General features: G+C 77.3%; 23 protein-coding genes and 1 riboswitch. Of the genes, 11 read left to right on the top strand and 12 right to left on the bottom strand.

What is annotated here, in order from left to right:
- Window positions 1-103: 103 nt before the first annotated feature.
- Window positions 104-1360, bottom strand: coding sequence for a PEP/pyruvate-binding domain-containing protein (locus RM844_RS10740; RefSeq protein ID WP_311666807.1), 1257 nt, complete (start codon window positions 1358-1360; stop codon window positions 104-106).
- Window positions 1361-1370: 10 nt separating this feature from the next.
- Between RM844_RS10740 and RM844_RS10735 the strand changes: the two genes are divergently transcribed.
- The 3 genes from RM844_RS10735 to RM844_RS10725 all read left to right on the top strand — a co-directional run bounded on the left by RM844_RS10735 (window position 1371) and on the right by RM844_RS10725 (window position 3592).
- A complete protein-coding gene (locus tag RM844_RS10735) occupies window positions 1371-1766 on the top strand; it encodes a DNA-binding protein (RefSeq protein WP_311666806.1) in 396 nt (131 codons plus the stop codon).
- A gap of 8 nt (window positions 1767-1774) precedes the next feature.
- Entirely contained in the window at window positions 1775-2410 is a 636-nt protein-coding gene (locus RM844_RS10730) for a transcriptional regulator (protein ID WP_311666805.1), read from the top strand.
- A gap of 483 nt (window positions 2411-2893) precedes the next feature.
- A complete protein-coding gene (locus tag RM844_RS10725) occupies window positions 2894-3592 on the top strand; it encodes a histidine phosphatase family protein (RefSeq protein WP_311666804.1) in 699 nt (232 codons plus the stop codon).
- Window positions 3593-3652: 60 nt separating this feature from the next.
- Here the strand turns inward: RM844_RS10725 and RM844_RS10720 are convergent, their stop codons facing one another.
- The gene (locus tag RM844_RS10720; protein ID WP_311666803.1) at window positions 3653-4204 is read right to left on the bottom strand and encodes a CGNR zinc finger domain-containing protein; all 552 of its coding nucleotides are present in this window, start codon (window positions 4202-4204) and stop codon (window positions 3653-3655) included.
- A gap of 146 nt (window positions 4205-4350) precedes the next feature.
- Between RM844_RS10720 and RM844_RS10715 the strand changes: the two genes are divergently transcribed.
- The 3 genes from RM844_RS10715 (at window position 4351) to RM844_RS10705 (ending at window position 6676) form a co-directional block, all read left to right on the top strand.
- Window positions 4351-4794 (top strand): VOC family protein, encoded by a 444-nt coding sequence (locus RM844_RS10715; protein WP_311666801.1) that lies wholly within the window; start codon window positions 4351-4353, stop codon window positions 4792-4794.
- 31 nt (window positions 4795-4825) lie between these two features.
- A complete protein-coding gene (locus RM844_RS10710) occupies window positions 4826-5728 on the top strand; it encodes a pyridoxamine 5'-phosphate oxidase family protein (protein WP_311666800.1) in 903 nt (300 codons plus the stop codon).
- A gap of 120 nt (window positions 5729-5848) precedes the next feature.
- The gene (locus RM844_RS10705) at window positions 5849-6676 is read left to right on the top strand and encodes an SAM-dependent methyltransferase (protein ID WP_311666799.1); all 828 of its coding nucleotides are present in this window, start codon (window positions 5849-5851) and stop codon (window positions 6674-6676) included.
- 137 nt (window positions 6677-6813) lie between these two features.
- Here RM844_RS10705 and RM844_RS10700 read toward each other — a convergent pair whose 3' ends face one another.
- The gene (locus tag RM844_RS10700; protein ID WP_311666798.1) at window positions 6814-7665 is read right to left on the bottom strand and encodes an NAD(P)-dependent oxidoreductase; all 852 of its coding nucleotides are present in this window, start codon (window positions 7663-7665) and stop codon (window positions 6814-6816) included.
- Complete coding sequence (locus tag RM844_RS10695; protein WP_311666797.1) at window positions 7662-8075, bottom strand: RidA family protein; 414 nt, start codon at window positions 8073-8075, stop codon at window positions 7662-7664. The genes RM844_RS10700 and RM844_RS10695 overlap by 4 nt, the downstream gene beginning before the upstream one ends.
- A 94-nt stretch (window positions 8076-8169) precedes the next feature.
- On the opposite strand from RM844_RS10695, the gene RM844_RS10690 reads away from it, so the two are divergent.
- Window positions 8170-9066, top strand: a complete 897-nt coding sequence (locus RM844_RS10690) for a LysR family transcriptional regulator (RefSeq protein WP_311666796.1) — start codon at window positions 8170-8172, stop codon at window positions 9064-9066.
- A gap of 373 nt (window positions 9067-9439) precedes the next feature.
- Here RM844_RS10690 and RM844_RS10685 read toward each other — a convergent pair whose 3' ends face one another.
- Window positions 9440-10084 carry a DedA family protein gene (locus RM844_RS10685; protein ID WP_311666795.1) on the bottom strand — a complete coding sequence of 215 codons (645 nt, stop codon included), beginning with the start codon at window positions 10082-10084 and terminating at the stop codon, window positions 9440-9442.
- Between the two features lie 216 nt (window positions 10085-10300).
- Between RM844_RS10685 and RM844_RS10680 the strand changes: the two genes are divergently transcribed.
- Complete coding sequence (locus RM844_RS10680) at window positions 10301-11179, top strand: superoxide dismutase family protein (protein ID WP_311666794.1); 879 nt, start codon at window positions 10301-10303, stop codon at window positions 11177-11179.
- Window positions 11180-11406: 227 nt separating this feature from the next.
- Window positions 11407-12003 (top strand): TMEM165/GDT1 family protein, encoded by a 597-nt coding sequence (locus RM844_RS10675; RefSeq protein WP_311666793.1) that lies wholly within the window; start codon window positions 11407-11409, stop codon window positions 12001-12003.
- Window positions 12004-12121: 118 nt separating this feature from the next.
- Here RM844_RS10675 and RM844_RS10670 read toward each other — a convergent pair whose 3' ends face one another.
- Together RM844_RS10670 and RM844_RS10665 are read right to left on the bottom strand one after the other, a co-directional pair.
- Window positions 12122-12739, bottom strand: a complete 618-nt coding sequence (locus tag RM844_RS10670) for an HAD-IA family hydrolase (protein WP_311666950.1) — start codon at window positions 12737-12739, stop codon at window positions 12122-12124.
- Window positions 12740-13065: 326 nt separating this feature from the next.
- Window positions 13066-15096, bottom strand: coding sequence for an MDR family MFS transporter (locus RM844_RS10665; RefSeq protein WP_311666792.1), 2031 nt, complete (start codon window positions 15094-15096; stop codon window positions 13066-13068).
- A gap of 164 nt (window positions 15097-15260) precedes the next feature.
- Here RM844_RS10665 and RM844_RS10660 point away from each other — a divergent pair, with 164 nt between their 5' ends.
- Window positions 15261-16220 (top strand): peptidoglycan-binding domain-containing protein, encoded by a 960-nt coding sequence (locus RM844_RS10660; RefSeq protein ID WP_311666790.1) that lies wholly within the window; start codon window positions 15261-15263, stop codon window positions 16218-16220.
- Window positions 16221-16328: 108 nt separating this feature from the next.
- Here the strand turns inward: RM844_RS10660 and RM844_RS10655 are convergent, their stop codons facing one another.
- The 5 genes from RM844_RS10655 to RM844_RS10635 form a co-directional block, all read right to left on the bottom strand.
- Window positions 16329-17285, bottom strand: a complete 957-nt coding sequence (locus RM844_RS10655) for an ECF transporter S component (RefSeq protein WP_394814484.1) — start codon at window positions 17283-17285, stop codon at window positions 16329-16331.
- Entirely contained in the window at window positions 17258-19096 is a 1839-nt protein-coding gene (locus RM844_RS10650; protein ID WP_311666788.1) for an ABC transporter ATP-binding protein, read from the bottom strand. Before RM844_RS10650 ends, RM844_RS10655 begins: the two co-directional genes overlap by 28 nt.
- On the bottom strand, window positions 19093-20262 hold the full coding sequence (locus tag RM844_RS10645) for an energy-coupling factor transporter transmembrane component T (RefSeq protein ID WP_311666787.1): 1170 nt from the start codon (window positions 20260-20262) through the stop codon (window positions 19093-19095). Before RM844_RS10645 ends, RM844_RS10650 begins: the two co-directional genes overlap by 4 nt.
- Window positions 20252-20866 carry an SCO2322 family protein gene (locus tag RM844_RS10640; protein ID WP_311666785.1) on the bottom strand — a complete coding sequence of 205 codons (615 nt, stop codon included), beginning with the start codon at window positions 20864-20866 and terminating at the stop codon, window positions 20252-20254. Before RM844_RS10640 ends, RM844_RS10645 begins: the two co-directional genes overlap by 11 nt.
- A 101-nt stretch (window positions 20867-20967) precedes the next feature.
- A complete protein-coding gene (locus RM844_RS10635; protein ID WP_311666784.1) occupies window positions 20968-22707 on the bottom strand; it encodes a prenyltransferase/squalene oxidase repeat-containing protein in 1740 nt (579 codons plus the stop codon).
- 120 nt (window positions 22708-22827) lie between these two features.
- Window positions 22828-22961, bottom strand: a riboswitch (cobalamin riboswitch).
- 323 nt (window positions 22962-23284) lie between these two features.
- Between RM844_RS10635 and RM844_RS10630 the strand changes: the two genes are divergently transcribed.
- On the top strand, window positions 23285-24592 hold the full coding sequence (locus tag RM844_RS10630; RefSeq protein ID WP_311666783.1) for a glycosyltransferase family 4 protein: 1308 nt from the start codon (window positions 23285-23287) through the stop codon (window positions 24590-24592).
- Window positions 24593-24659 lie beyond the last annotated feature (67 nt).

Here is a 24659-nt window from a genome sequence, read left to right as displayed (position 1 = left end):
TCCGGTTTCCCCCAACCCGCCGTCCCGTGGCGCCGGTTCGCCGCGCGTCGGCCGGTCCGCCGCCGGCGGTGCCCTGGCCAGGGGGCGGGCGCGGGCGGGGGGTTCAGGGGGACACCGTGGTGATCGCGCCGGTGGTGCCGTCGATGCTGATCCGGCTGCCGTCCCGGATGAGGCTGGTCGCGTCCGGGACGCCGAGCACCGCCGGCACGCCCTGTTCGCGGGCGACGATCGCGGCGTGCGAGAGCACGCCGCCGACCTCCGTGACGACGCCGGCCACCGCCCGCAGCAGCACCGTCCAGGACGGGTCGGTGTGCGGGCAGACCAGGATGCAGCCGGGCCGCACCCGGCCCAGGTCGGTGGGGGTGCGGAGCACCCGCGCCACCCCGGTCGCCGTGCCCCGGCTGCCCGGCGTGCCGGTCAGCGTGCCCGGAGCCGGGTGGCCCCGGGCCGGCGGGGGTGCCGGCGGGCGGACGGTGACCGGCCGGGCCTGGAGCACCCAGGGGCGGCCGTCGGCGACCGCCCACTCGATGTCCCGTGCCCCGCCGAGCCGTTCGGTGACCGCCCGGCCGAGCCGGGCGAGCCGCCCGGCGATCGCGTCGTCGAGCACCGGCCGGCCCAGGTCGGCGGCGGGGACCGGGCGGCTGACGAGCCGGTCGCCGTCCCGGTCCAGCCGGGTCGGCTGGACGCCGGGGACGCGGCTGACCGAGCCGTCCGCGCCGACCCGGTAGGCGTCCGGGGTGACGGTGCCCCCGACGACGCCGGTGCCCAGCCCCCGCGCGGCCTCGATCCGCACCTCGTCCCGGGGGCCGGCGCCGGTGAACAACACGCCCGACACCTCGGCGTCCACCAGCCGGTGGACCAGGACGGCCATCAGCGGCTCCGCCACCCGGCGGCCGCGGTAGGCCAGCGCGCGGGGGGTGTGCAGCGAGGTCCAGCAGACCCGGATCGCGTCGATCACGTCCGCCGCGCCGCGCACCGCGAGCACGCTCTCGTGCTGGCCGGCCGCCGAGGCCCCGGCGCCGTCCTCGTGCGCCGCCGAGGACCGCACGGCGAGCGGCCGCTCACCCAGGCCGGCCAGCGCGCGGCCCAGCGGGGCGCGCAGCCAGGCGGGGAACGGCGGGGTCGCCGGCGGCCGTTCAGCCGCGCCGCGCACCGCAGCGCGGTAGGCGTCGAACGGCAGCACGAAGCCGTCGGGCACCGGCAGCCCGGCCCGCAGCAGCCCGCCGAGCGCGCCCGCCTTCCCGCCGCAGGTCTCCGCCTCGGCCGCGCGCAGCGGCACCAGCGCCGGGCGGCCCTCCCCGTTCGGCACCGCCACCCCCTTCATCAACAGAATATTGACAATCTTTTGTTGATTCTGCATGCTCGGCGGCATGGCACGCAAGCACGAGGTCGAGCCGGCCGCGCGGGCCGACCAGGACCAGGCGCGGCGCGAACAGGACGCCCGCGAGCGGCTGTTGGCGCTCGGCGCCGACCAGCTCGACGCCCGTCCCTGGCAGCCCCCGCCCGTCCCGCCCGCCGCGGCCGACCTCGCGAGGTACGCCCTCTGGCGCGCCACCGAGCTGGCCCCGGACGACCTGCTCGGCGCGCTCGCGCTGCTGCCCGCCGCCCGGGCCGAGGCGGAGGGGCTGGAGGCCGGCCTGCTCTTCGCCGCCCGGGCCGCCGGCCTGACCTGGCCGCAGATCGCCGACGCGCTGGGCTTCAACTCCCCGCAGGCGTGCCAGCAGCACTACCAGCGGCTGCTCTCCCGGCGGGACGCCGCCGGGTGACCCGGGACGTGCCCCACGACTCGCCGTTCGACCTGCTGGTGCCGCACGCCGTCCGGCTCACCGGCTTCGCCGACACCCCGGCGGTCGCCGACCGGTTCGGGCTCGGTGTGGCCGCGACGGCGGAGGCGCTGCGGGCCGCCGAGGCGCGCGGCTGGGTGACGCACACCGCCTTCGCCGGCACCGCCGGCTGGTCGCTGACCGAGGCGGGCCGGGCCGAGAACGAGCGGCGGTTGGCGGTCGAGCTGGGCCACACCGGCCGGGCGGCCGAAGTGCGGCGGGTCTACCGGGACTTCCTGCCGTGGAACGCCTGGCTGCGGCGCGCCTGCACCGACTGGCAGCTGCGGCCGGCCCCTGGCGACCCGCTCGCCGCCAACGACCACGCCGACCCGGCCTGGGACGCGGCCGTCCTGCGGGAGCTGGCCGCCGTGGACCGGGCCGTCGGCCCGCTCGTCGCCCGCCTCACCGGCGTGCTCAGCCGGTTCCGGGGCTACGACACCCGGTTCGGCGCGGCGCTGCGGCGTGCCGCGGCCGGCGACGGCGGCTGGGTGGACCGCACCGACCTGGACTCCTGCCACCGCGTCTGGTTCGAGCTCCACGAGGACCTGGTCGCCACCCTCGGCATCGACCGGAACGCCGAGCCCTGACCCCCGGGCGAGCGGCCGGCCCCGTCGCCCAGACCGGCGGTGCCGGGGTGCCGGGGTGCCGGGGGTGCGGGGCGCGGTCGGCCGTCGCCGGAGGGGGCACGCACGGGGCGTTCGGTGCCGGGTGGCGTGGATCGGCCGGCCGGTCGGCCGTTGTCGTGGGGCTGGGCGTCCCGGTGCCGTTGCTGTTCGCCGCCGGGGCCGGCGCGGACGCGCGCGGTGCGCGTCGGGGGCGTCGGCTCGGCCGGTGCCCTGGCCCGTTGCCCGGCCCGGGGGTTGACCTGGCCGGGGAGTCGCCCACTGTGCCCGCCAGCGGGCACAGTGGGCCAGCCGCTTGGGCCCCGGCCGGCGTGGACGCCCGCTGTGCGCGCCGGCCCGGCCGTCGGCTCGGCCGACGCCGTCGCTCGTTGCGCCGGGCCGGGCGGCGTGGCGCGGGTCGGCGGCCGGCTCCCCGGCTCCGACGGCGGCGGAGCCCAGACTGGGGCGATGTCGATCCGCGCCCTGCCACCGTCCCTGCCCCTGGCCGAGCTGCTCGCCGTCCGGCACGGGGAGAGCGTCTCCAACGTGGTCTTCGCCGAGGCCGCCCGGGTCGGGCACGCGGACGGCAGCCTCGCCTACCGGGAGGCGACCGTGCCGCTCACCGGGCGCGGCCGGGAGCAGTCGGTGGCCCTCGGGCGCCGGCTGGCGGCGCTGCCTCCCGGCAGGCGGCCCGAGCTGGTGGTCTGCTCGCCCTACGCGCGGGCCCGGGAGACCTGGGACGCGGTGGGCGAGGCGTGGCCGGCTGCGCCGGCGCCGCTGGTGGACGAACGGCTGCGGGACCGTGAGATGGGCGTCTTCGAGCTGCTGACCCCGCTGGCCGTGGAGCGCCGCGCCCCGGAGGAGGCGACGCGGCGGGCGGCGGTCGGGGAGTGGCGCTACCGGCCGCCTGGCGGCGAGTCCCTCGCCGATGTCACCCTGCGGGTGCGGGACTTCCTCACCGAGCTGGCCGCCGCCGCGCCGGGCCGGCGGGTGCTGCTGGTGGCGCACGACGCGGTGCTGGTGGCGGCGGGGCGGGTGATCGAGGGGATCGGCGCCGAACCGCCGGCCGCCGCGCCGGTGCCCAACGCCTCGCTCAGCCGCTGGATCGCGGACGGGTCGCGGCTGCGCGCCGCGGAGTTCGGCGACACCGCGCACCTGCCCGACTGACGGCGGACGGGCGGTGGACTGGCGCCGGACCGGCCGGCCGGTGGCTCCGCGGGGGTCCGGTCAGCCGGCGGCCCGGCCCCTGGCGTAGTGGCGGGCCGCCTTGGCCCGGTTGCCGCAGAGCGCCATCGAGCACCAGCGGCGCCGGCGGTTCTGCGAGGTGTCGAAGAAGTGCAGCAGGCAGCTGTCGTTGGCGCAGCCCCTGATCCGCGTCGGGTCCAGCCGCAGCAGCCGCAGGTAGTCGTCCACCGCCAGCCAGCCGGGCAGCCAGGCGGCGGAGTCCGTGACGGCCTCCTCGGCCGGGCCGTCGGCGGTCAGTGTCCGGCGCGTCCGGCCGTGCGACAGCACGGCGTTGACCGCGGCGCGGGCGTCCCGGCCCGGGGCCGCCGGGTGGGCGACGGCGGCGGTCAGGGCGGTCCTGGCCTGGCGAACGGCGGCCAGCGTGGGCTCGTCGGCGGGGCACAGCTCGTGCAGGTCGTTGGCGCGGAGCCAGATCGCCAGGCCGGCGACGTCGGTGAGCAGGTCCTGGGTCTCGGCGGTCAGCCGCCAGCGGGTGTTGAGCAGGTCGAGCGAGAGGGGCTCGCCGAGCAGGGGGCGGGGGTCGTCGGCTGCCATGGCGCCCCACCCTAACGCGGGCCGGCGCGCAGCACCGCGCCGTGCGCCTCTCACCGGTATGGCGCGCTATACCGGTTGACCCGCTCGCCTCTAACTCCTATGGTTGTCGGTAACGGTTAGTCAGGATCCAGGCCGAGGAGGCCACGTTGTCGCTCACCACCGGACACATCGGGCTGAATGTCACCGATCTCGATCGCTCGTTGCCCTTCTACCGCTCGGTCTTCGGGCTCGACCTGCTCCAGGAGGGCCGGGACGGCGACCGCCGCTGGGCCTTCCTGGGGCGGGACGGCGAGCTGCGGATCACCCTCTGGCAGCAGGGTTCCGGCGGCTTCGCCGCCGACCTGGCCGGTCTCCACCACCTCTCCTTCCAGGCCGAATCCATCGACGAGGTGCGCGAACGGGAGGCGGCACTGCGGGAGTTGGGGGTGGAGTTCGCCTACGAGGGGGTGGTGCCGCACGGCGAGGGAGCCGCCTCAGGCGGCGTCTTCTTCGCCGACCCGGACGGCATCCGGCTGGAGATCTTCGCCGCCACCGGCGCCGACCCCGCCCTCGCCCCGGCCGGCGCCGCGCCGACCTGCGGCTTCTTCTGAGCCGCCGGGCTCGCCGAACCCTGGAGACGCGATGACCACCGACTACCACCCGGGGGAGCGCGGGGTGCAGCGGCGCGCCGGCGCGTTGGCGCGCGCCGACCACGCCCAACGGGCCATCCGGGACCGGATTCCGGAGGTGGCCGCCGGCTTCCTCGCCGGGCGGACGACGCTGGTGGTCGGCGCCCGGGACGCGGCCGGCCGGGTCTGGGCCAGCCAGCTCACCGGCCCGGCCGGCTTCGTCACGGCGCCGGACGAGCGGACCGTCGCCGTGCGCGCGGCGCCGGACCCGGACGACCCGTTGGCCGAGGTGTTGACGGCGGCGGGTGAGACCCCGGTCGGCGCCGTCGCCGTCGAGCCGGCCACCCGCCGCCGGATGCGGGTCAACGGCTGGGTCCGGCCGGCCGAAGGGGAGTTGCGGCTGCGGGTGGCGCAGGTGTACGCCAACTGCCCGCGCCACATCACCCGGCGTGTGGTCACCCACCTCGCGCCCGCCGCGCGCCGGCGCCCACCTGTCCGGGTCACGCCGGCGCTGACCCCCGCCCAGCAGGCGCTGGTGGCGGCCGCGGACACCTGCTTCGTCGCCAGCGGAGACCTGGACGGCTCGATGGACGCCTCGCACCGCGGCGGCCCACCCGGCTTCCTCCGGGTCACCGCCCCCGACCTGATCAGCTGGCCCGACTACCGTGGCAACGCGATGTACATGACCCTCGGCAACCTCGCCCGGGACCCCAGGGCCGGGCTGCTGGTGGTCGACTGGGCCGACGGCACCCTGCTGCACCTGACCGGCCGGGCCCGGGTGGACTGGTCGCCGGCGCGGGCCGCCGCCCTGGACGGCGCCGAGCGGATGGTGGACTTCCAGATCGAGCGGGTGCTGGCCAGGCCGGCGGCGAGCGCTCTGCGCTGGGCCACGCCCGATCCGGCCGACGCCCACTGATTTCGGCCAACTCCCTTTCTACGAGCGGCACATGCCGGTCGGAGCTGACGGGCTTTCGGTCATTGACTACGCTGCCGGGGACGTTGATCGCATGATCGTTTCCTCGGAGTGGAGGACCGCGTGGTGACTGGGCAGGGCGACGGGCAGTCGGTTGAGGCGCTGGACCTGAGGACGGACCAGCCGCACTCGGCCCGGATGTACGACTACCTCCTGGGCGGCAAGGACCACTACACGGTGGACGCGGAGGCCGCCGAGGCGGCGCTGGCGCCGTTCCCGCTGTTGCGTACCGCCGCCCGGGAGAACCGCGCCTTCCTCGGCCGTGCGGTGCGCCACCTGGTCAGGGAGGCCGGCATCCGCCAGTTCCTCGACCTCGGCTCCGGCCTGCCGACGGCGGAGAACGTGCACCAGGTCGCCCAGCGGGTGGACCCGCTCTCGCGCGTGGTCTACGTGGACAACGACCCGATCGTGCTGGTCCACGGCAGCGCGCTGCTCGCCAGGGACGCGCTGACCGCCGTCATCCAGGGGGACATCAGGCAGCCCGAGGCGGTGCTGTCCGACCCGCAGGTCCGGTCCCTGCTGGACTTCGAGCAGCCGATGGGCGTGCTGGCCGTGGCGGTGCTGCACTTCGTGAGCGACGAGGAGGACCCGGAAGGGCTGGTCGGCACCCTGCGCGAGGCCGTCGCTCCGGGCAGCCACTTCATCCTGTCGCACGCCACCGCCGACATCGCCCCGGAGGCGGCGATGGGCGTGCAGCGGGCCTACCGCGCCCAGGGGGTGCCGCTGACGCTGCGCGACCGGGACCGGTTCACCGGCCTCTTCGAGGGGCTCAGCCTGATCGACCCCGGCGTCCAGGTGGTCTGCGACTGGCGCAACGACGACGTGGCCGAGGCGGACCGCCCGGACCGCGCCGACGTCTCCTGGTACGGCGGGATAGGCCGGCTGGACTGACCCGGCCGGCCCCGGCGGGCGCCCGGCACCTGCCGGCGCCGGCGGACCCGCCGGCGCGCGGCGGCTTCGCGCGCCCCCTGACCCGCCGGGGTCAGGCTCGTGCGGGTCAGGCCGTGCGGGGTCAGGGCCGTGCGGGGTCAGGCCCTCGGCGCGCGCTCCGGGGCGGCGCCCAGCGCCGCGATGTCCAGGCCGCCGTCCCGCTCCGCCGCCCGGCCGACGACCCGGGCCGCCGCCTCGGCCACCGGCAGCGACCCAGCGGCGGCGCCCGTCGCCAGCGCCAGGTCCTTGGCGAGCGCGGCGACGGTGAAGTCGGCCGCCGCGTACGCCCCCTGGGCCAGCCGGTCCCGCTTGCCCCCCACCAGCCCGCCGAGCGGGCCGCTGGCCAGCACCTCCAGCACGTCCTCCCGGGCCAGCCCGAGGTCGGCCGCCAGCCGGACCGCGTCCCGCAGCCCGGTCGCCGCCACCCCCAGGCCGAGGTTGGCGACCAGCTTCAGCGCGGACGCGTCGCCCACGGCGCCCACGTGCCGCAGGGCGCCGGCGTGCGACCAGGCGCGCAGCAGCGGTTCCGCGGTGCGCACGTCCTCGGCCGCGCCCCCGGCGAGCACCCGCAGCGTGCCCTGCCGGGCCGCCGGTACCGAGCCCAGCACCGGTGCCTCCAGGTAGCGCTGCCCGGCCGCCGTCACCCGCTCGGCCAACGCCCGCGCCGTGCCGGGGTCGAGCGTGGTGGCGTTGACCACCAGGGCGCCTCGGTCGGCCCCGGCCGTCACCCCCGCCGGGCCGAGCAGCACCGACCGGGCGGCCGGCCCGTCGAGCACCATCACCACCACGGCCGCCGCACCACCGGCCGCCTCCGCCGCGGTGCCCGCGGTCCGGGCGCCCGGCACCTCCCTCGGCGTCCGGTTCCACACCGTGACCCGGTGCCCTCGCGCGACCAGGGCCGCCGCGAAGACCGCCCCCATCCGCCCCAGCCCGCACACCGCCACCCTCATCGCGGGGTCTCCGGGAGCACCGCGAGCGCCTCCACCTCCAGCAGCAGCTCCGGGCGGAACAGCCCGGCCACCTGGACCGCGGTGCTGGCCGGCGGCCGCGCGGTGTCGACAAAACGATCCCGGATCTCGCGCACCACCGGCAGGAACCCGGTGTCGGTCACGAAGTAGGTCAACTTGGCGACGTCGGCGAACGTCCCACCGGCCGCCGCCAGGCAGCGCCGCAGGTTCTCGAACACCTGCCGGGTCTGCGCCGCCGGATCCCCGGCCCCGACCAACTCCCCGCGTCCGTCCAGCGCCACCTGGCCGGAGAGCACGACCAGCCGGCCCGTCCCGACGACCACCTGTGCGTAGCCGGAGGCTGGCGCGACGCCGGCGGGCGCCGCGAGATGAGTGAGTCCCGTTTCCGTCATGCCGGCATCCTGCGCCAGGACTCACCGATCCCACCAGCGCATATCTCGCAGGGATGCCATGCTCGCCCCGCATGGCTGGCGTAGGGTGCCGGTCATGGACATCACCGCGCTGCGTTCCTTCCGCGAGGTGCACCGCACGGGCTCGCTCACCGCCGCCGCCCGCGCCCTCGGCTACACCCAGTCCGCGCTCTCCCGGCAGATCGCCGCGCTGGAGGCCGAGTTGGGCACCCCGTTGCTGCGCCGGCACGCCCGCGGCGTGCGGCCCACCCCGGCCGGCGACGTGCTGCTGGAGCACGCCGCCGCGATCCTGCAACGCGTCGACCACGCCGAACGCGACGTCCGCGCCTCCCGGGACCGGCCCGTCACCAACCTGCGGGTCGGCTCGGTGCCGAGCGCGGCGGCCGCGCTCCTGCCCCCCGCGCTGGGCGCGTTCCGGGCCGCCGAGCCGCAGGTGCGGGTCACCTTCGCGGAGGACGTCACGCCACGGCTGCTGCCCCGGCTGCTGGACGGCGAGCTGGACCTCGCGGTCATCACCAGCTACCCGCCCGGCCTCCCGGCCCAGACCGACCTGACCCTGACCCACCTGCTCGACGACGTGCTGGTCTGTGTGCTGCCCCGGGAGCACCCGGCGGCGGCGCTGCCGGTCCTGCCGCTCGCCGAACTGGCGGACGAGACCTGGGTGGAGGACTACGCGGGCGCCGCCTCGGCGCTCGCCACGGCCTGCGCCCGCGCCGGCTTCACCCCGCGGATCGACATCGAGTGCGGCAGCTGGCTCGGCAAACAGGCCTTCGTCGCGGCCGGCCACGGGGTGGCGCTGGCGCCCCGGCTGCTGGTGCCGGCGCTCCGTCAGGACCTGGCGATCCGCGAGCTGGCCGACCCGCCACGCCGCGGCGTCTACGCCGCGACCCGCCGCCGCCCCGGGGTGGCGGCCGAGGCGGCGGCGGCCTTCCGCCGGGCCCTGACCGAGACGGTGGGCGCCACCACCTCCTGACGTCCGCCAGCGCGGGATAGTCGCCCGCGCGCCCCGCCAGCGGCGGAAAGCCCCAGGGCCTGGGGCGCGCGACGCGGTCCTCCAGGCGCGCCGGTTGGACGAGGCCCACGCCGCCGCCGGTCCCCGGGCACGCGTCGCCGCCCCGGGCCGCGGTAACGCCCATGCCGCGCCCGCCGACTCCGCGTTGATAGCCCCCACTTACCCAGCGTTGTCCGCGCCGCCCACGCGTCCTCCGCATCGACGGGATGCCTGGCCACCCGCCAGCCGCCACCCGCCGCCGGGCGGCGTCCGCGCCGCCGCCCCGGCCCTGCCGCCTCTGCCCCACCCGCCCCCGGGGACGTGGCGCCGGCCGGCGCCCGCCGCTCCGCGGCGGCTACGCGTCCGCCGTCGGGGGCTGCGGGCGGGGGCGGAGCACGCGGGCGGCGAGCACGCCGGCACCGACCAGGGCCAGCAGGGAGAGGCCGGCGCTCAGCCAGCTCGCGCCCAGCAGTTGGCCGCCCAGGTAGCCGACGCCCACGCTGTACGCCGTCCAGGCCAGCGCGGCCAGCGCCGACCAGGGCAGGAAGTCCCTGGCCCGCCGCTCGGCGACGCCCGCCCCGAGGCTCACCACGGCGCGGCCGGCCGGCGCGAACCTGGCCAGCACCACCAGGGCGCCGCCGCCGCGCTTGAGCGCGTCGTCCAGCCGGGTGTGCGCCCGGGACAGCCGGCGGGAGCGGGCGATGGCCGGCCCGTAGCGCCGCCCGCCGCGCCGGCCGATCCACCAGGCCAGCAGGTCGCCCACGACCGATGCGGTCAGCGCGCAGAGCGCGAGCAGCGCGACCTGCGGCAGCACGCCGCCCGGGGTCGGCGGCTCGGGCAGGGCGGTGACGTTGGCCGCGGCGTCCGCGGCGACGGCGGCCGCGGTGACCACCAGGGCGCCGCTGGGCAGCACGGGGAAGAAGACGTCAAGCGTGATGGAGAGCACGACGGCCACGTAGATCCAGGGGGCGTACAGCAATATCCCCAAGGTCTCCTGCACGATCTCTCCCCGTTCCCCGTGATGCGACCGCCCGCCGGCACGTGAGGCGTGTGGCTACGCCCGCGACGACTGGTCCATCTCGCGGAACATGGCGGTTCCGCCGTCCAGCGTACGCCGACGTCCTTCGGCAGGAGCACCTGGGTGCGTGTGCCCGGCATCATACGGCGCCGCCCGGCAGGGTGAGCCCCAGACATCGTCTAGCGACAGGAGCAGACCATGAAGTCACTGGTCACGGGCGGACTGGCGGTGCTGCTCGCCGCGGCTGCCGGCACCGTGGGTCCGGCGGCGGCCGCCGAGCGGACGGCGGCGGACGACGCGTCGGGCTGGTCCTGGTCCGGCGTGTTCGCGGCGCCGGCCGGCGACTTCCGGCCCGCCGTGGTCGAGGCGGCCGTCACCTACGACGAGGAACTGGTGCCGGCGGGGGCCGCGATCGCGGTCACCCAGCGGGTCGTCGAGGGGCGGACCCGGGTCGAACTCCGGGTCGAGGGGGTCAACCCGGGCCACACCTACGGCGCCCACGTACACACGAGCCCCTGCGGTGACCGGCCAGGGGACTCGGGCCCGCACTACCAGGACGAGCCGAGCGACGACCCGCGGGCCGCCAACCCGGAGAACGAGGTGTGGCTGGACGTCACCGCCGACGGGCGCGGCGCCGGCCGGTCCACCGCGCGGCAGGACTGGCTGTTCCGGGCGGACGAGGCGCACTCGGTGGTGCTCCACGAGCACGCCACCGCCACCGGGCACCACGGCACGCCGGGCGACGCGGGCGCCCGGGTGGCGTGCTTCACGCTGCCGTTCCAGGGCGTCGCGCAGTCCGGGCGTGGCACGGGCGTGACGCTGCCGGCGGCGCCGCTGCCCGCGCCGCCGCCCGGCGTCGTCGCCACCGGCGCGCCGTCCGGCGGCCCGGGCCACGGGGCGGGCGCCGACGACCCGAGCCGGGTGGCCGCGGCGACCGACCAGGCGGCCGCGGCGCCCGGCGACGGGCCCGTGCTGGCGGGCGAGGGGGGACACGTGCACCCGCTGCCGGCCCCGCCGGTGCCGCCGGGGCAGCGGCCGGGCGCTGACCCGCGGGCGGGGGAGACCGGCCGGGGCTGAGCGAGTAGGCTGGCGGGCACTGAAGGGGAGTAGCTCTACGCCGGAGCGTTCGACATACTGGCCCGCCGCCACCAGCGGCCGGGCCCGGCGCCCGGAGCGGACCACGGCCTGTGCCGTGCCGCAGCGAGACCTTCGGCCGACAGTGTTCATCTGGACGCTGCCGTGCCGAGGTCCGCGCTCCCCGCGAGGTGTCTCGGCCGGCGGCCCGAGCCCAAGCAAGGTCTACCGTGTTCAGTTTCCCCACCGCCGCCGTCGTCTTCGGCGTCGTGTTCCTGGCCGAGTTGCCCGACAAGACCGCCCTGGCCGGGCTCGTGCTCGGCGCCCGGTTCCGGGCCTCCTACGTGTTCGCCGGCATCGCCGCCGCGTTCGCCATCCACGTGGCGCTCGCGGTCGCGGCCGGCAGTGTGCTGACCCTGCTGCCGCAACGTCCGCTCCAGGCGGTGGTGGGGGTGCTCTTCCTCGGCGGCGCGCTGCTGCTGTTCCGGGAGAGCAGGAAGAACCCCGAGGCCGAGGAGGCGGAGTCGGTGCGGACGCCGGCCAGCACCTCCTTCTGGCGGGTGGCCGGCAGCGGCTTCATGCTGATCCTGGTCGCCGAGTTCGGCGACCTGACGCAGATCATGACCGCCAACCTGGCCGCCCGGTACGACGATCCGCTGTCGGTGGCGGTCGGCGCGGTGCTGGCGCTCTGGGCGGTGGCCGGCGTCGGCGTGCTGGGTGGCAAGGCGCTGATGAAGCGGGTGCCGCTGCGGGTGATCAGCCGGGTGGCGGCGCTGCTGATGTTGGTGCTGGCCGGCTTCAGCTTCTACGAGGCGATCAGCGGCTGACCCGTCCGCCGAGGTGCGTTCGACGCCCGTTCGACCGGTTCCGGCCAGGGAACGGCCCCGGCCGGAACCGGTCGGTCGACGGCCGACCGACGGCGGTCAGCCGACGTTCGGTCGGCGGTCAGCCGACGATGGTCAGGCGGACGCAGGCGTCGGGGGCCGGCCGGACCCGCAGCTGTTCCAGGGTGTCCACCTGGGCCGTCGGTCCGTGCGCCGCGGCCCGGGGGCCGACGCCGACCACCCGCATCCCGGCGGTCAGCCCCGCCTCGATGCCGGCGGCCGAGTCCTCAAGCACCACGCAGTCCCAGGGGTGCACGCCGAGGTCGTGGGCGGCCTTGAGGAAGCCCTCCGGGTCCGGCTTGCTGGCGCTGACCGACTCGGCGGTCACCTGGTGGTCGGGGATGCGCAGCCCGGCGGCGGTCATCCTGGCCTTCGCCAGGGCGCTGTCGGCCGAGGTCACCAGGGCGTGCGGGGCGTCCTCGATGGCCGCCAGGAACTCCCGGGCGCCGGGGATGGCGGTGACGCCGGCGACGTCCGTCGCCTCCTCGGCGAGCATCAGCGCGTTGTCCCTGAGGTTGTCCTCCATCGGGCGGTCGGGCAGCAGCTCGGCCATGGTGGAGTGCGCCTGCCGGCCGTGCACCACCGGCAGCACCAGGGCGGGGTCGAGCCCCTGCTCCACGGCCCACCGGCGCCAGACTCTCTCCACCACGGCATCGGAGTTGACCAGGGTGCCGTCCATGTCGAGCAGCAGGGCACTGAACACGCCAACGGTCTCTGTGGTGCGCAAGGGGGGCCGTCCTTCGGTAGCGGTCCGATCAGGGCGTCGTCTGGGGAGGTTGGCGGTGGCGGCGGGCGCGCGGGGCGTCGCGGGGGGCACGAAGTGGTCCCGCCCGGCAACGGTCGGGGAGCGGGCGGGGCCACTTTGTTTTTCAACGATACAAAACGGGGGTGGCGTCGCGCCACCCCATCACGCCCGCGTTACCGTGACGTTCCCGGAGCGTTCACCCGGGAAGTCGCCGCCCCCGACGCCCCGCGCGCCCCCAACGCCCCGCGCGGCGCCGGCGGTCAGCCGGTCGAGCGGGGCCACTCGGCCCGCGAGCCACCCAGCTCGCCGCTCAACTCGTGCACCAACTCGACCAGGTCGCGCGGCCGTTGTGGCCCCCACCAGTCGCCGAGCAGCTCCGCCAGGGCCGCCTCCCTGGCCCGCGCCAGCCGCTCGGTGACCGCCCGCCCCGCCTCGGTGGCCACCAGCGGATGCCCCTCCCGCGCGGCCAGGCCGCGTTCCTCCAACTGCTGCGCCGCCTGCAACAGCACCTCAAGCGGCACCCCGGTCCGCTCCGCCAGCAGCCCCGGCTCCGCCGAGCCGTACCGTTTGATCCGCAGCAGCAGCCAACAGGCCGCCGGCAGCAGGTCGGTGCCCGCCTCGGCGGCGATCCGCGCGTACAGGTCCCGGCGGCCGGCCCGGCTGCCCAGCACCGACAGCGCCCGCGCGCACTCCGCCCGCGAGGTCCGCTCCACCGGGTTGGGTGGCACGCTCTCCCCGAGGTCCGGGGCCAACACGCCCTCCCGCAACGGGTCCTCCCGCAGCGCCCAGGCCAACGCGTGCGCCACCACCAGCAGCGGCACCGCGTACAGGAAGACGCTGGTGATCGCGTCCGAGTAGGAGCCGAGCACGCTCTCCCTGGCCGCCGCCGGCAGCGCCGCCACCCGCTGCGGATCGTGCAGCAGCCGGTCCTCGCTCACCCCCGGCGGCAGCGCCACCCCGCGCAGCGCCGCGTGCAGCTCGTCCCCCAGCCGGTGGCTGAAGATCGTGCCGAACACCGCCACCCCGAAGGCCGCGCCGATGGACCGGGTGAACGTCACCCCCGAGGTCGCCACGCCCAGATTCCGGTACTCCACCGCGTTCTGCACCGCGAGCACCATCACCTGGAGCACCAGCCCGAGCCCCAGTCCGAAGACCGCGAACCACACGCTCATCACCGCGATGCCGCTGCGCTCGTCCAGGGTGTGCAACAGCAGCAGCCCGAGGGCCGTCACCGCCGTGCCGACCACCGGGAAGACCTTCCACCGGCCGGTGCGGCTGATCAGCTGGCCGGAGAGGGTGGAGGAGAGCAGGATGCCCAGCACCATCGGCAGCAGCCGCACCCCGGAGAGGGTGGGCGAGACCCCGTGCACCACCTGGATGAAGGTCGGCAGGTAGGTCATCGCGCCGAACATCGCGAAGCCCACCACGAACGAGATCGCCCCGCACAGCGCGAACGTCCGCACCCGGAACAGCTCCAGCGGGAAGACCGGCTCGGCCGCCGTCCGCTCCACCCGGACGAACGCCAGCAGGCACACCACCGAGACCACCGCGAGCCCGACGACCTGCCAGGACAGCCACGGCCAGGTGGTGCCGCCCAGCGAGGCCACCAGCACCAGGCCGATGGCGAACGCGGCGATCAGCGCGGTGCCGGCGTAGTCGATCCGGTGCCGGCGGTCCCCGGCGCTGATGTGCAGCACGGTCGCCGCCACCACCAGCGCCAGCGCGCCGAACGGCAGGTTGATGTAGAACACCCAGCGCCAGCCGAGGTGGTCCACGAACAGGCCGCCGAGCAACGGCCCCAGCACGCTGGTGGTGCCGAAGACCGCGCCGAACAGGCCCTGGTACCGGCCCCGTTCCCGGGGGGAGACCAGGTCGCCGACGATCGCCATCGACAGCACGATCAGGCCACCGCCACCCAGCCCCTGGACGAACCGGAAGGCAATCAGCTCTGGCATATTCCGTGCGAGGCCGCAGAGCGCGGAACCCACCAGGAAGATGACGATGGCGAGCTGGAAGAGCCCCTTGCGGCCGTGGCTGTCGCCCAGCTTCCCCCACAGCGGGGTGCCGGCCGTGGCGGCCAGCAGGTAGGCGGTCACCACCCAGGAGAGGTGTTCGAGACCTCCCAGGTCGCCGACGATGGTGGGCAGCGCCGTGGCGACGATCGTCTGGTCGAGCGCGGCCAGGAACAGCCCCAGCAGCAACGCCGCCATGGACAGCAGCAGCCGGCCGCGCGCCGCCCCCTCCCGGTGCGACGGCAGGGCGGCGTCGGCGGGGGAGGGCCCCGTGGCCATGGCTGCCTCCTGGGGTCGCTGGCGGCTGCGGGATGACCGGAAACGGTCGGCCCCACCGTCAGTTTGCTGGCTTTTGTCCGCCTCGGCTTCCCCAACAAGTTGGCCCACGTTCACCCATGGGGGTGGTGCATAATCGCTGCCAACCGACCAGGAGGGCAGGCGCGGTGACGGACCGGCTCGACTGTCTGATCTGTGGCCGTCTGTGGCTGCCGAGTGGCGAGCCGAGCTGTGACTGCCTGACGCACTCCCTCTCCAAGCCGGTCGGCCCCGCGCAACACGAGCCCGACCCGGCCGACGTGGCGCTCTTCCCGCTCGACGAGGAACGCCCCAGGGCCCGGCCGGGGGCGCCCTGGCGGGAGTGGGGCCCGGGCCTGGAGCAGCTGGGCGTCGAGGTGCCGGTGACGCTGACCCGGCCCACCCCCTCGCACCGCAAGCCGCGCCCCCGCAACCGCATCTCGCTCGCCGCCGGGGGTGCCGTCGCCGCCGTCGTCGGCTGCACCGCGCTGGCCGCCTCCTTCCTCAACGGCGGCGGACGCAACGAGGAGGCCTTCCAGACCCTGCCGCCCTCGCCCAGCCTGGTGATGCCGGACGGCGGCGAGGAACAGGCCGACGAGCCGGAGCACGCGCCCCGGCCCACGCCCGAGCGCGAGGAGTCGGCCGATCCGGGGCCCGATGACCCGTTCGCGCCCGAACCGCCGGCCACCCCGGAACAGCCAGCCGACCCGGAGCCCACCGGGCCCGGCCCGCACGATTCCGAGCCCGAGACACCGCCGACCGAGCCGGCGGAGCCCGACCCCGAGCCCACCGCGCCCGAGCCGGAGACCTCGCCGCCGGCCGAGCCGGAGCCCACCGACCCGGAGCCGACCGACCCGGAACCCGACCCCGAGCCGGACCCGGACGGCACCCTGGTCGAGGGCGACCAGGGGCCGGCGGTGGTGGAGTTGCAGAACCGGCTGCGCCAGTTGCGGTGGGTCTACAACGGGGAGGCGCACGGCCGCTACGACACCCAGACCCGGGAGGCGGTGGCCCGCTTCCAGATGGCCTACGGGGTGACGGGCGACCAGCCGGGTGTCTACGGCCCGGCCACCCGGACGATGCTGGAGACGCACACCACCGCGCCGTGAGGTGGCCGACGGACCGGAGCCGCCGAGGCGGCCTACGGCGGGGCGGCCGGGGCGCGCTCCGCGCGCGGGCGCCTGCCGGCGGGTGGCGGGCGCCTGTCGGCGGGTGGCTTACGGCGGGGGTGTGCCGCGCGCCGGCGGGTCACCCGGCGCGTTTCCGTCCGCGCGCGCCGGCGCTTCGGGTGCGGCCACCGCAGGCGTCTCGGCCGGCGCGTCCCGGACGGTGTCCGCCGGCGTGAACCGGGCCGCCGCGTCGAAGGCCGCCCGCCGGGTGGCCCGCCGCAACGCCCGCAGCACCGTGCCGCCGCACAGCAGGATCAGCCCGGCGGTGAGCACCGCCCTGGGCACGTCCCAGCCCAGCGAGGTGGTCACCACATAGGCCAGGTACCGTCCCAGGTTCGCCGGCAGCGGATCGCCAGGGACGAATGAGATCCCGCTGCTCATGCCCGCCAGGTAGGGCCACCCCTGGAGGTTCATCACCAGCCCGTACCCCAGCGAGGCGACCACCCCGTAGCCGGCCAGCAGCGCCAACTCCGCCCGCCCGCGCAGCCGGTCGGCCCCGGGCAGCAGCCCGGCGCCCATCGTCACCCAGCCCATGGCCAGCATCTGGAACGGCAGCCACGGGCCGACCCCGCCGGTGAGCAGCGCCGAGGCGAAGAGCGAGAGCGCGCCCAGCACGAAGCCGAAGCCGGGGCCCAGCACCCGCCCCGCCAGCACCAGCAGGAAGAACATCGGCTGGAGTCCGGCGGTGCCGGCCCCCAGCGGCCGGAGCGCGGCGGCCGCCGCGGCCAGCACCCCGAGCATGGCGACCGCCTTCGCCCCGAGTCCCGCCTCGGCCACCGTCGCCAGCAGCACGGCCAGCAGCAGCGGCAGCAGCAGCGCGAAGAGCCAGGGGGCGTCGGCCGAGTGGGCCAGCCCCGAGCCCGGCGCGGCCAGCAGCGGCCAGCCGAAGCCGGCCACCCCGACCGCCGAGACCAGCAGCAGCGCGAGCACCGAACGCGGGCCGAGCGGCACCGGTGCCACCCGCCGCCCGGTGCCCCTCACGAGCCGCCCCGCCGACGCCACCAGCCCCGAGCGGCCAGCCGCCCCGGCGCCGGCCCGGCGGGCGGCTGCCGCGCGGTGGGCGGGTCGGGAGACGTGGGCTGCCCGGCCGGTGGTCCCGCCTCCCCGGCCGGCGGTTCTGGTTTCCCGGCCGGCGGGGCGGCTTCGGCGGCCGTACCCGCCGGCCCCGCCGGCTTGTCGGCCAGGGCGGCCGCCACCTGGCCCGGGGTCAGCCAGGGCCCCGGCGCCAACACCTTGGCCACCTGGGGGGCGAAGGCCGGGGAGCCGGTCACCACCTGGGCCGTCGGCCCCTCGGCGACCACCTCGCCGTCCGCCAACACCACCACCCGGTCGGCCAGTTCGGCCGCCAACTCGACGTCGTGGGTGGCCAGCAGCACCCCGTGGCCGGCCGCCGTCAGCTCGTCCAGGATCGCCACCAGCCGCTCCTTGGCCGCGTAGTCCAGGCCTCGGGTCGGCTCGTCGAGCAGCAGCAGCGGGGGAGCGGCCGCCAGGATCACCGCCAGCGCCAGGGCCAGCCGCTGCCCCTCGGACAGGTCCCGCGGGTGTGCCTCGTCCGGCACCTCGGGCAGCAGTCGGCGCACCAGCGCCCGGCAGCCGCCGGCCGGCGCGCCGGCCTCGGCGTCCGCCGTGGCGCACTCCTCGGCGACCGTCTCGGCGAAGAGCAGGTCCCGCGGGTCCTGGGGCACCAGCCCGACGTGCCGCAGCAGGTCGCGCGGCGCCGTCCGGTGCGGCACCACGCCGGCCGCCTCGGTCTCCGCTCCTGCTCCGGCCAGTCCTACGCCGCCGCGCTGTGGGGTGTGCAGCCCCATCAGGCTGCCCAACAGGGTCGACTTGCCGGCCCCGTTGCGGCCCATCAGGGCCACCGTCTCGCCGGCCGCCAACGACAGCCGGACCCCGCGCAGCACCTCGACGCCGCCGCGCCGCACCGTCAGCTCGCGCACCTCGGCCAGCGGCGCTCCCGCCCGGCCCGCGCGCCCGGCGCGCGGCGCCGGCGAGCGCCGGCTCGCGAGCCGCTCGCGGAGCCCGGTGGCGCGCCGCCGGGCGTCCCGCACCGAGAGCGGCACCGGCGACCAGCCGGCCACCTCGGCCAGCCGCACCACCGGTGGCCGCACCGGCGACCGGGCCAGCACCTCGGCCGGGTCGCCCAGCACCGGCGCCCGGCCCGCGCCCGGCAGCAGCAGCACCGAGTCCGCGTACTGCACCACCCGCTCCAGCCGGTGCTCGGCCAGCAGCACCGTGGTGCCCAGGTCGTGCACCAGCCGCTGCAACACCGCCAGCACCTCCTCGGCGGCGGCCGGGTCCAGCGCCGAGGTCGGCTCGTCCAGCACCAGCACCCGGGGGTGCGGCGTCAACACCGAGCCGATCGCCACCCGTTGCCGCTGCCCGCCGGAGAGCGAGTCCAGCCGCCGGTCGCGCAGCTCGGCCAGCCCCAGCAGGTCGAGCGTCTCCTCCACCCGCCGCCGCATCACGTCCGCCGGCACGCCGAGCGACTCCATCCCGTAGGCCAGCTCGTCCTCCACCGTCTCGGTGACGAAGTGCGCCAGCGGGTCCTGGCCCACCGTCCCCACCACGTCGGCCAGCTCCCGCGGCGGGTGCTCGGCGGTGTCCCGGCCGGCCACCGTGACCCGGCCGCCGAGCACCCCGCCGGTGAAGTGCGGCACCAGCCCGCAGACCGCGTTGAGCAGCGTTGACTTGCCCACTCCCGAGGGCCCGACCAGCAGGCACAACTCGCCCTCCGGCACCGTCAGATCGACCCCGGCCAGCACCGGTGCCGCGTCCTCGGCGTAGCGCACCGAGACCGAGTCGAACCGGATCACCGCGCGACCTCCCCGCGCCCGGCCCGCCGGCCGGCCGCCGGCACCGGGGCGACCAGCGCCGGGGCCAGTCCCAGCAGCACGGCGCCGGCCGCGGTCAGCGGCAGCGCCGGCACGGTCAACGGCACGGCCGGCGGGTTGAGCGCCGCCGGATCGGCGCCGCCGGTCAGCACCACGCCGACCGCGGCCGCCGCGCCCGCCGCCGACACCAGCCAGGCCCGGGCACCCCAACGGTCCGGCCGGTACCGGGTGCGCGCGCCCCGCCGGCCGCCCAGCCACAGCCCGCCGCCGGCGGCCAGCGCCCCGGCGAGCAGCAGCGGCAGCCCGAAGCCGGCGCCCGCCGACGCCAGCAGCCCGTAACTCCCCACACAGACCCCGAACAGCCCGCCCAGCAACAACGCGTGCGTGGTGCGCCGCACCCCCGCCGGCACCGCGGCCGTCCGCCCGTACCCCCGGGCGTCCATCGCCGCGGCCAGCGCCACCGCCCGCTCCAGCGCGCCCTCCAGCACCGGACGCGCCACCCGCACCAGGGAGCGCGCGCCCCGATCCGCGCGCCCGCGCAGCCGTTGCGCCCGGCGCGTTCGCACCAGGTCGCCGACCAGCCGGGGCGCGAACTGCATCGCCACCACCACGGCCACTCCCATCTCGTAGAGCGCGCCCGGCAGCGACTTCAGCAGCCGCGCCGGGTCGGCGAGCGCGTTCGCCGCGCCCAGACAGATCAGCAGGGTGGCCAGCCGGAGGCCGTCGCAGAACGCGAAGTACAGCGCCTCGGCCGTCACCCGGCCCCCCAGCCGCACCCCGGCCAGCCACTCCGGCAGCGGCACCTCGGGCAGCGTGAACAGCACCCGCGCCCCGCCGATCGGCGAGCCGAGCAGCAGCGCGAAGAGCACCCGCACCGCCACCACCACGGCGCCGAGCAGCAGGAACAGCCCGAAGGCCCGGGCCCAGGGGGCGTCGGTGCGGCGGGCCGCCACCACATAGCCGGCCACCGCGACCAGCAGGCCAAGCAGCAGCGGGTTGGTGGTCCGGGAGGCGGCCGTCGCCAGGCCCAGCGCCCACAGCCACCACGCGCCGGCGTGCAGCGCGTTGCCGCGCGCCGCGACCGGCGCGCGCAACGCGCCCAGCAGCCGGCCGCGAGCCGGGCGGGCGCCGGCCGGTTCAGTCGGCACGGCGCCGGGCGCGGGCCCAGCCGGCCAGCCCGAGCAGCCCGATCCCGGCCGCCCCGACCAGCAGCGGCACCGTGGCCGAGCCGCCCCCGCCGGCCTCGTCACCCTCGGCGGCCTGGTCGGCGCCGTCGCCGACCTCGTCGCCGCAGCCCCGCTCCGGGTAGCCGGCGATGCCGCACAGCAGCCCCGCCTGGTCGTAGCGCAACGGGGGCGCCGCCTCGGCCAGCAGTTCGGCGACCGTCGCCCGGTCCGGCAGCGGCAGGCACTCCGCGCGCGGTTCGGGCGGCTCGGCGCCGGCCGGCGCGTCCGCGGCGGTGCCGAAGTCGAGCACCAGCGCCACGCTCGGCCCGTCCGGCGCCGCGCCACAGATGTCGGCGAACCCGGCGTCACCGCGCGGCTGTCGCCGGTCGTCGGCCTCCGCGCCCACGCCGAACCGGAAGCCGACGAGGGCCCCGTCGGCGGGCCGGGCGGTGCCGGGACCCTCCGCCGCGTAGACCCAGCCGGCCTCGGCCGCGTCCCAGGTCCAGAACGACCAGTAGCGGTAGGCCGTCGTGTCGGCGGCGACCGCCGCCGGGGCGGCCACCAGCAGCGCGGCCAGACCCGCCACCAGCAGGCGTGCGAGCCGGCGCGCGGGTGCGCCCGCGCGCCGGTGGGGCGGGTGGGGGCCGGCGGTCCTGCCCCCACCCGTCGAGGCTGCCCGACCGTCACTCACGGCTGGTCAGGCCGCCGCTCGCCGGCCTCCCGGCCGGCCGCGTCCGTGCCGCGCCCGTCCTCGGCGTCGGTCGTCTGATCGGCCGCGCCCTTGCCGCTGGTTGCCTCGCCGGCCGCCGTCCTAACGTCGGCGTCGGCGCCATCGCCTGCCCCGGCCCCGCCGCCGGCCCCGGCGTCACCGTCGGCGTCCGCCGCCTCGGCGGCCCCGCCGGCCGTCGCCGTGCCACCGGCGGCCCCGTTCCCGGCCGCTTCGCCGCCGGCCGCCGCCGCGCCGTCCGCCGGCCCGTCCGCCGGGCCCGCGTCGGTGTCGGTGTCCGCCTCCTGGCCCGTCTCCGCGTCCGTCTCCGGACGGCGGCGGAAGCTCAGCAGGGCGCCGATGCCGATGCCGATCACCAGACCGCCGCCGATGATCCACGGCACCGGGCTCGATCCGCCGTCGTCCGAGGCGTCCTCGCCCGCGCCGTTCTGGTCGGCCGCCGCCGGGCCCAACTGGCCGAGCTGGGCCACCAGGTCGGTGCCGCCGAAGTCCTCGGCCGAACCGCCGGTCGCGTGCGCCGCCAGCACCAGCAGGCCCAGCGCCGTCGGGTTCTGGGCGTAGTCGGCCCACTCGGTGTGGTGCGCGCGCAGCCACTCCAGCGGCGCCTCGGCCTCCTCCCGGTGACCGCCGGCCGCCAGCGCCAGCACCGACCGCGCCGTGCTGGCGAAGTCGGGCTGCGGCTCCCCGCCCGGGGGCGTGGAGACCAGGTGGTCGTCACCGTCCGCCAGCACCTCGACCAGCTGGGCGGCGCCGGCCGACCCGGCCCGGGCCTGCGGGCTCGGCTCCTCGTCGGGGGCGGCGGTGCCGTCGGCCGCGCCGTCCCGGCCCTCCTCACCCTCACCCTCGTCCGTGCTCTCGCCCTCGTCCGTCGAGCCGGCGCAGTCCAGCGGGGTCACCGGCGCCTGTGGCGTCTCCGGGTCCACCAGCAGCCCGCTGCCGTAGGCGGCGAGCACCGCGTCCACGGTGGCCATGTCGCTGGCGAACAGCTCGCCCGACTCCGGGTCCGGCTGCCAGGCGAAGGCGCCGCGCTCGTCCTCCGCCGCGTCGCAGCCGAGTTGCAGGGTGCCGAGCGCGCTGTACGGCGAGTTGCCGTCCCGCCGGGTCTCGGCCGGGTCGGCGCCGGTCGCCACGAGGGCGCCGACCACCACGGCGGTGGAGTTCGCGTCGCTGGCGGCGCCCGGGTTGAAGCCCCAGCCGCCGTCCTCGTTCTGCACCCCGGCCAGCCAGGACACCCCGGCGTCCACCGTGTCCTGGTGCCCGCCCACGGCGGCGAGCGCCTGGACGGCCAGCGCGGTGGCGTTGGAGTCGGCCGCGGTCACGTCGGCGCAGGGCTCGGCCGGGTCGGCCCGGAAGGGGAGGAACGAGCCGTCCGCGCACTGCTGCTGGACCAGCCAGTCGACGGCCTCCGGCGCCGTGTCGTGGCCCACGGCGTGCTGGGCCAGCAGCGCGTAGGACTGCCGCCACACGCCGTCGTACTGCGGGTCGGCGTCGCCGAAGAGGCCGTCGGGGGCCTCGGCCGGCACCGGTGCCGTCTCGTCGGCGACCGCGGCCGGCGCCGCCGCCACGCCGACGGCCAGCGCGCCGAGCGCGACGGCCGTCGGCAGCGCGAACGCCGGGCGCCGCGCCCGGGCGCGCGCGTCGGCGGCGTCGGGCGCCGCGCCGTGCGGCGCGCCCCTGACCGAGCTACGGGGGAAGAACACGCGGAAGCCTTTCGCTGTGCCGGCCGCCGGCGCGTTGACCGCCATGGCGCGCGCAGCGCCAAGCGGCACCGGGCGCGACGCCGTACTCCTCGACGGTGCCGGTCGCCGGGCGGCGACCGAAGCCAGTGCCTTTCACGGGCGGGCGTTCCGGCTCACGCGGGCGCCCACGGGCGTCGCGATCACGGCTGCGGGTCAGCGCCGGATTCGCACCGGCTTCCCCCGCTCGTGAGTGAACTGATGGGGGTCACTCTAACGGCCTGGATTCGGCCACCGTCGGCCGGCGCTGACCCCGCGGCCCAGGGCACCGGCGGGGCGCCGGCCGGGGAACGACCGGGCTTCCCCGGCCGCCGGCCCTGGCCGGTCCTCGCCCCCGCCGGCCGGGCCCCGCCCGCCGCGCCGCCCTGCGCCGCGGACCGGGGGGCAGCCTGGTGTCCGCCCCCGGCCAGGGTGATAATCGCCCCACCCGCCGCAATTCCCCCCGTCGACGGGCGAGTAGGGTGCGTACCCGCGAGTAGGTACGCACGCGCCGGCACGCGCCGGCGCGTGAGGACAGTGCGGAACGACCGAGGGAGCGGGTGTGGCGGCGGAGGCCGGGGCGGATCGCCCGATCAGGATCGCGCTGCTCAGCTACAAGGGGAACCCGTTCTGCGGCGGTCAGGGGGTCTATGTCCGCCACCTCTCCCGGGAGCTGGCCGCGCTGGGCCACCAGGTCGAGGTGATCGGCGCCCAGCCCTACCCCGAGCTGGACCCGGAGCCGGGGGTGACCCTGCGCCGGCTGCCCAGCCTGGACCTCTACCGGCAGCCCGACCCGTTCCGCACCCCGAGGCGCGGCGAGTACCGGGACTGGATCGACCTGCTGGAGGTCGGCACCATGTGGACCGGCGGCTTCCCGGAACCACTCACCTTCTCCCTCCGCGCCCGCCGCGAACTCGCCGCGCGCCGCCACGAGTTCGACGTGGTGCACGACAACCAGACACTGGGCTACGGCCTGTTGGGCAGCCGGCGGCTCGGCCTGCCGCTGGTCACCACCATCCACCACCCCATCACCGTGGACCGCCGGCTGGAGTTGGCCGCCGCCGAGGGCTGGCGCCGCCGGTACGCGGTGCGCCGCTGGTACGGCTTCACCCGGATGCAGGGCCGGGTGGCCCGCCGGCTGCCGCACGTGCTCACCGTCTCCAGCTCCTCACGACGGGAGATCGTCGAGGACTTCGGGGTGGCCGAGGCCCGCGTCGCGGTGGTGCCGATCGGCGCGGACACCCGGGTCTTCCACCCCGACCCGGCGGTGCCCAGGGTGCCGGGTCGGATCGTCACCACCTCAAGCGCCGACGCCCCGCTCAAGGGGCTGGTCCACCTCGTCGAGGCGCTCGCCAAGCTGCGCACCGAACGCCCCGACACCCACCTCGTGGTGGTCGGCAACCGGCCCACCACCGGGCCGGTGCACGAGGCCCTGGAACGCTTCGGGCTGGGCCGGGCGGTGGAGTTCGTCAAGGGCATCAGCGACGCCGAGCTGGCCGACCTGGTGCGCGGCGCCCAACTCGCCTGCGTGCCCTCCCTGTACGAGGGGTTCTGTCTGCCGGCCGCCGAGGCGATGGCCGCCGGCACCCCGCTGGTGGCCACCACCGGCGGCGCCATCCCCGAGGTCACCGGCCCCGACGGGGAGGCCTGCCTGGCGGTGCCGCCGGGCGACGCCGAGGCGCTGGCCGCCGCGCTCGGCCGGCTGCTGGACGACGCCCCGCTGCGCGAACGGCTGGCCGCCGCCGCGCTGGCGCGGGTGCTGGGCCGCTTCACCTGGCAGCACACGGCGCGGGCCACCGCGGACCACTACCGGGCGGCCATCGCCGCGCAGCGCCCCGGCCGCACCCGGGGCGCCCCCGCGCCCCGCTGACCCCCTCCGTCGCCCACCCGTCGCCGCCCCGTCCCGCACCACCCGCCGCCCGTCGAACCGACCCACG

It is taken from the genome of Streptomyces chisholmiae (genome assembly GCF_031845445.1).
GTDB classification, from domain to species: domain Bacteria; phylum Actinomycetota; class Actinomycetes; order Streptomycetales; family Streptomycetaceae; genus Streptomyces; species Streptomyces chisholmiae.
This window is presented reverse-complemented; position numbering and strand designations above follow the sequence as displayed.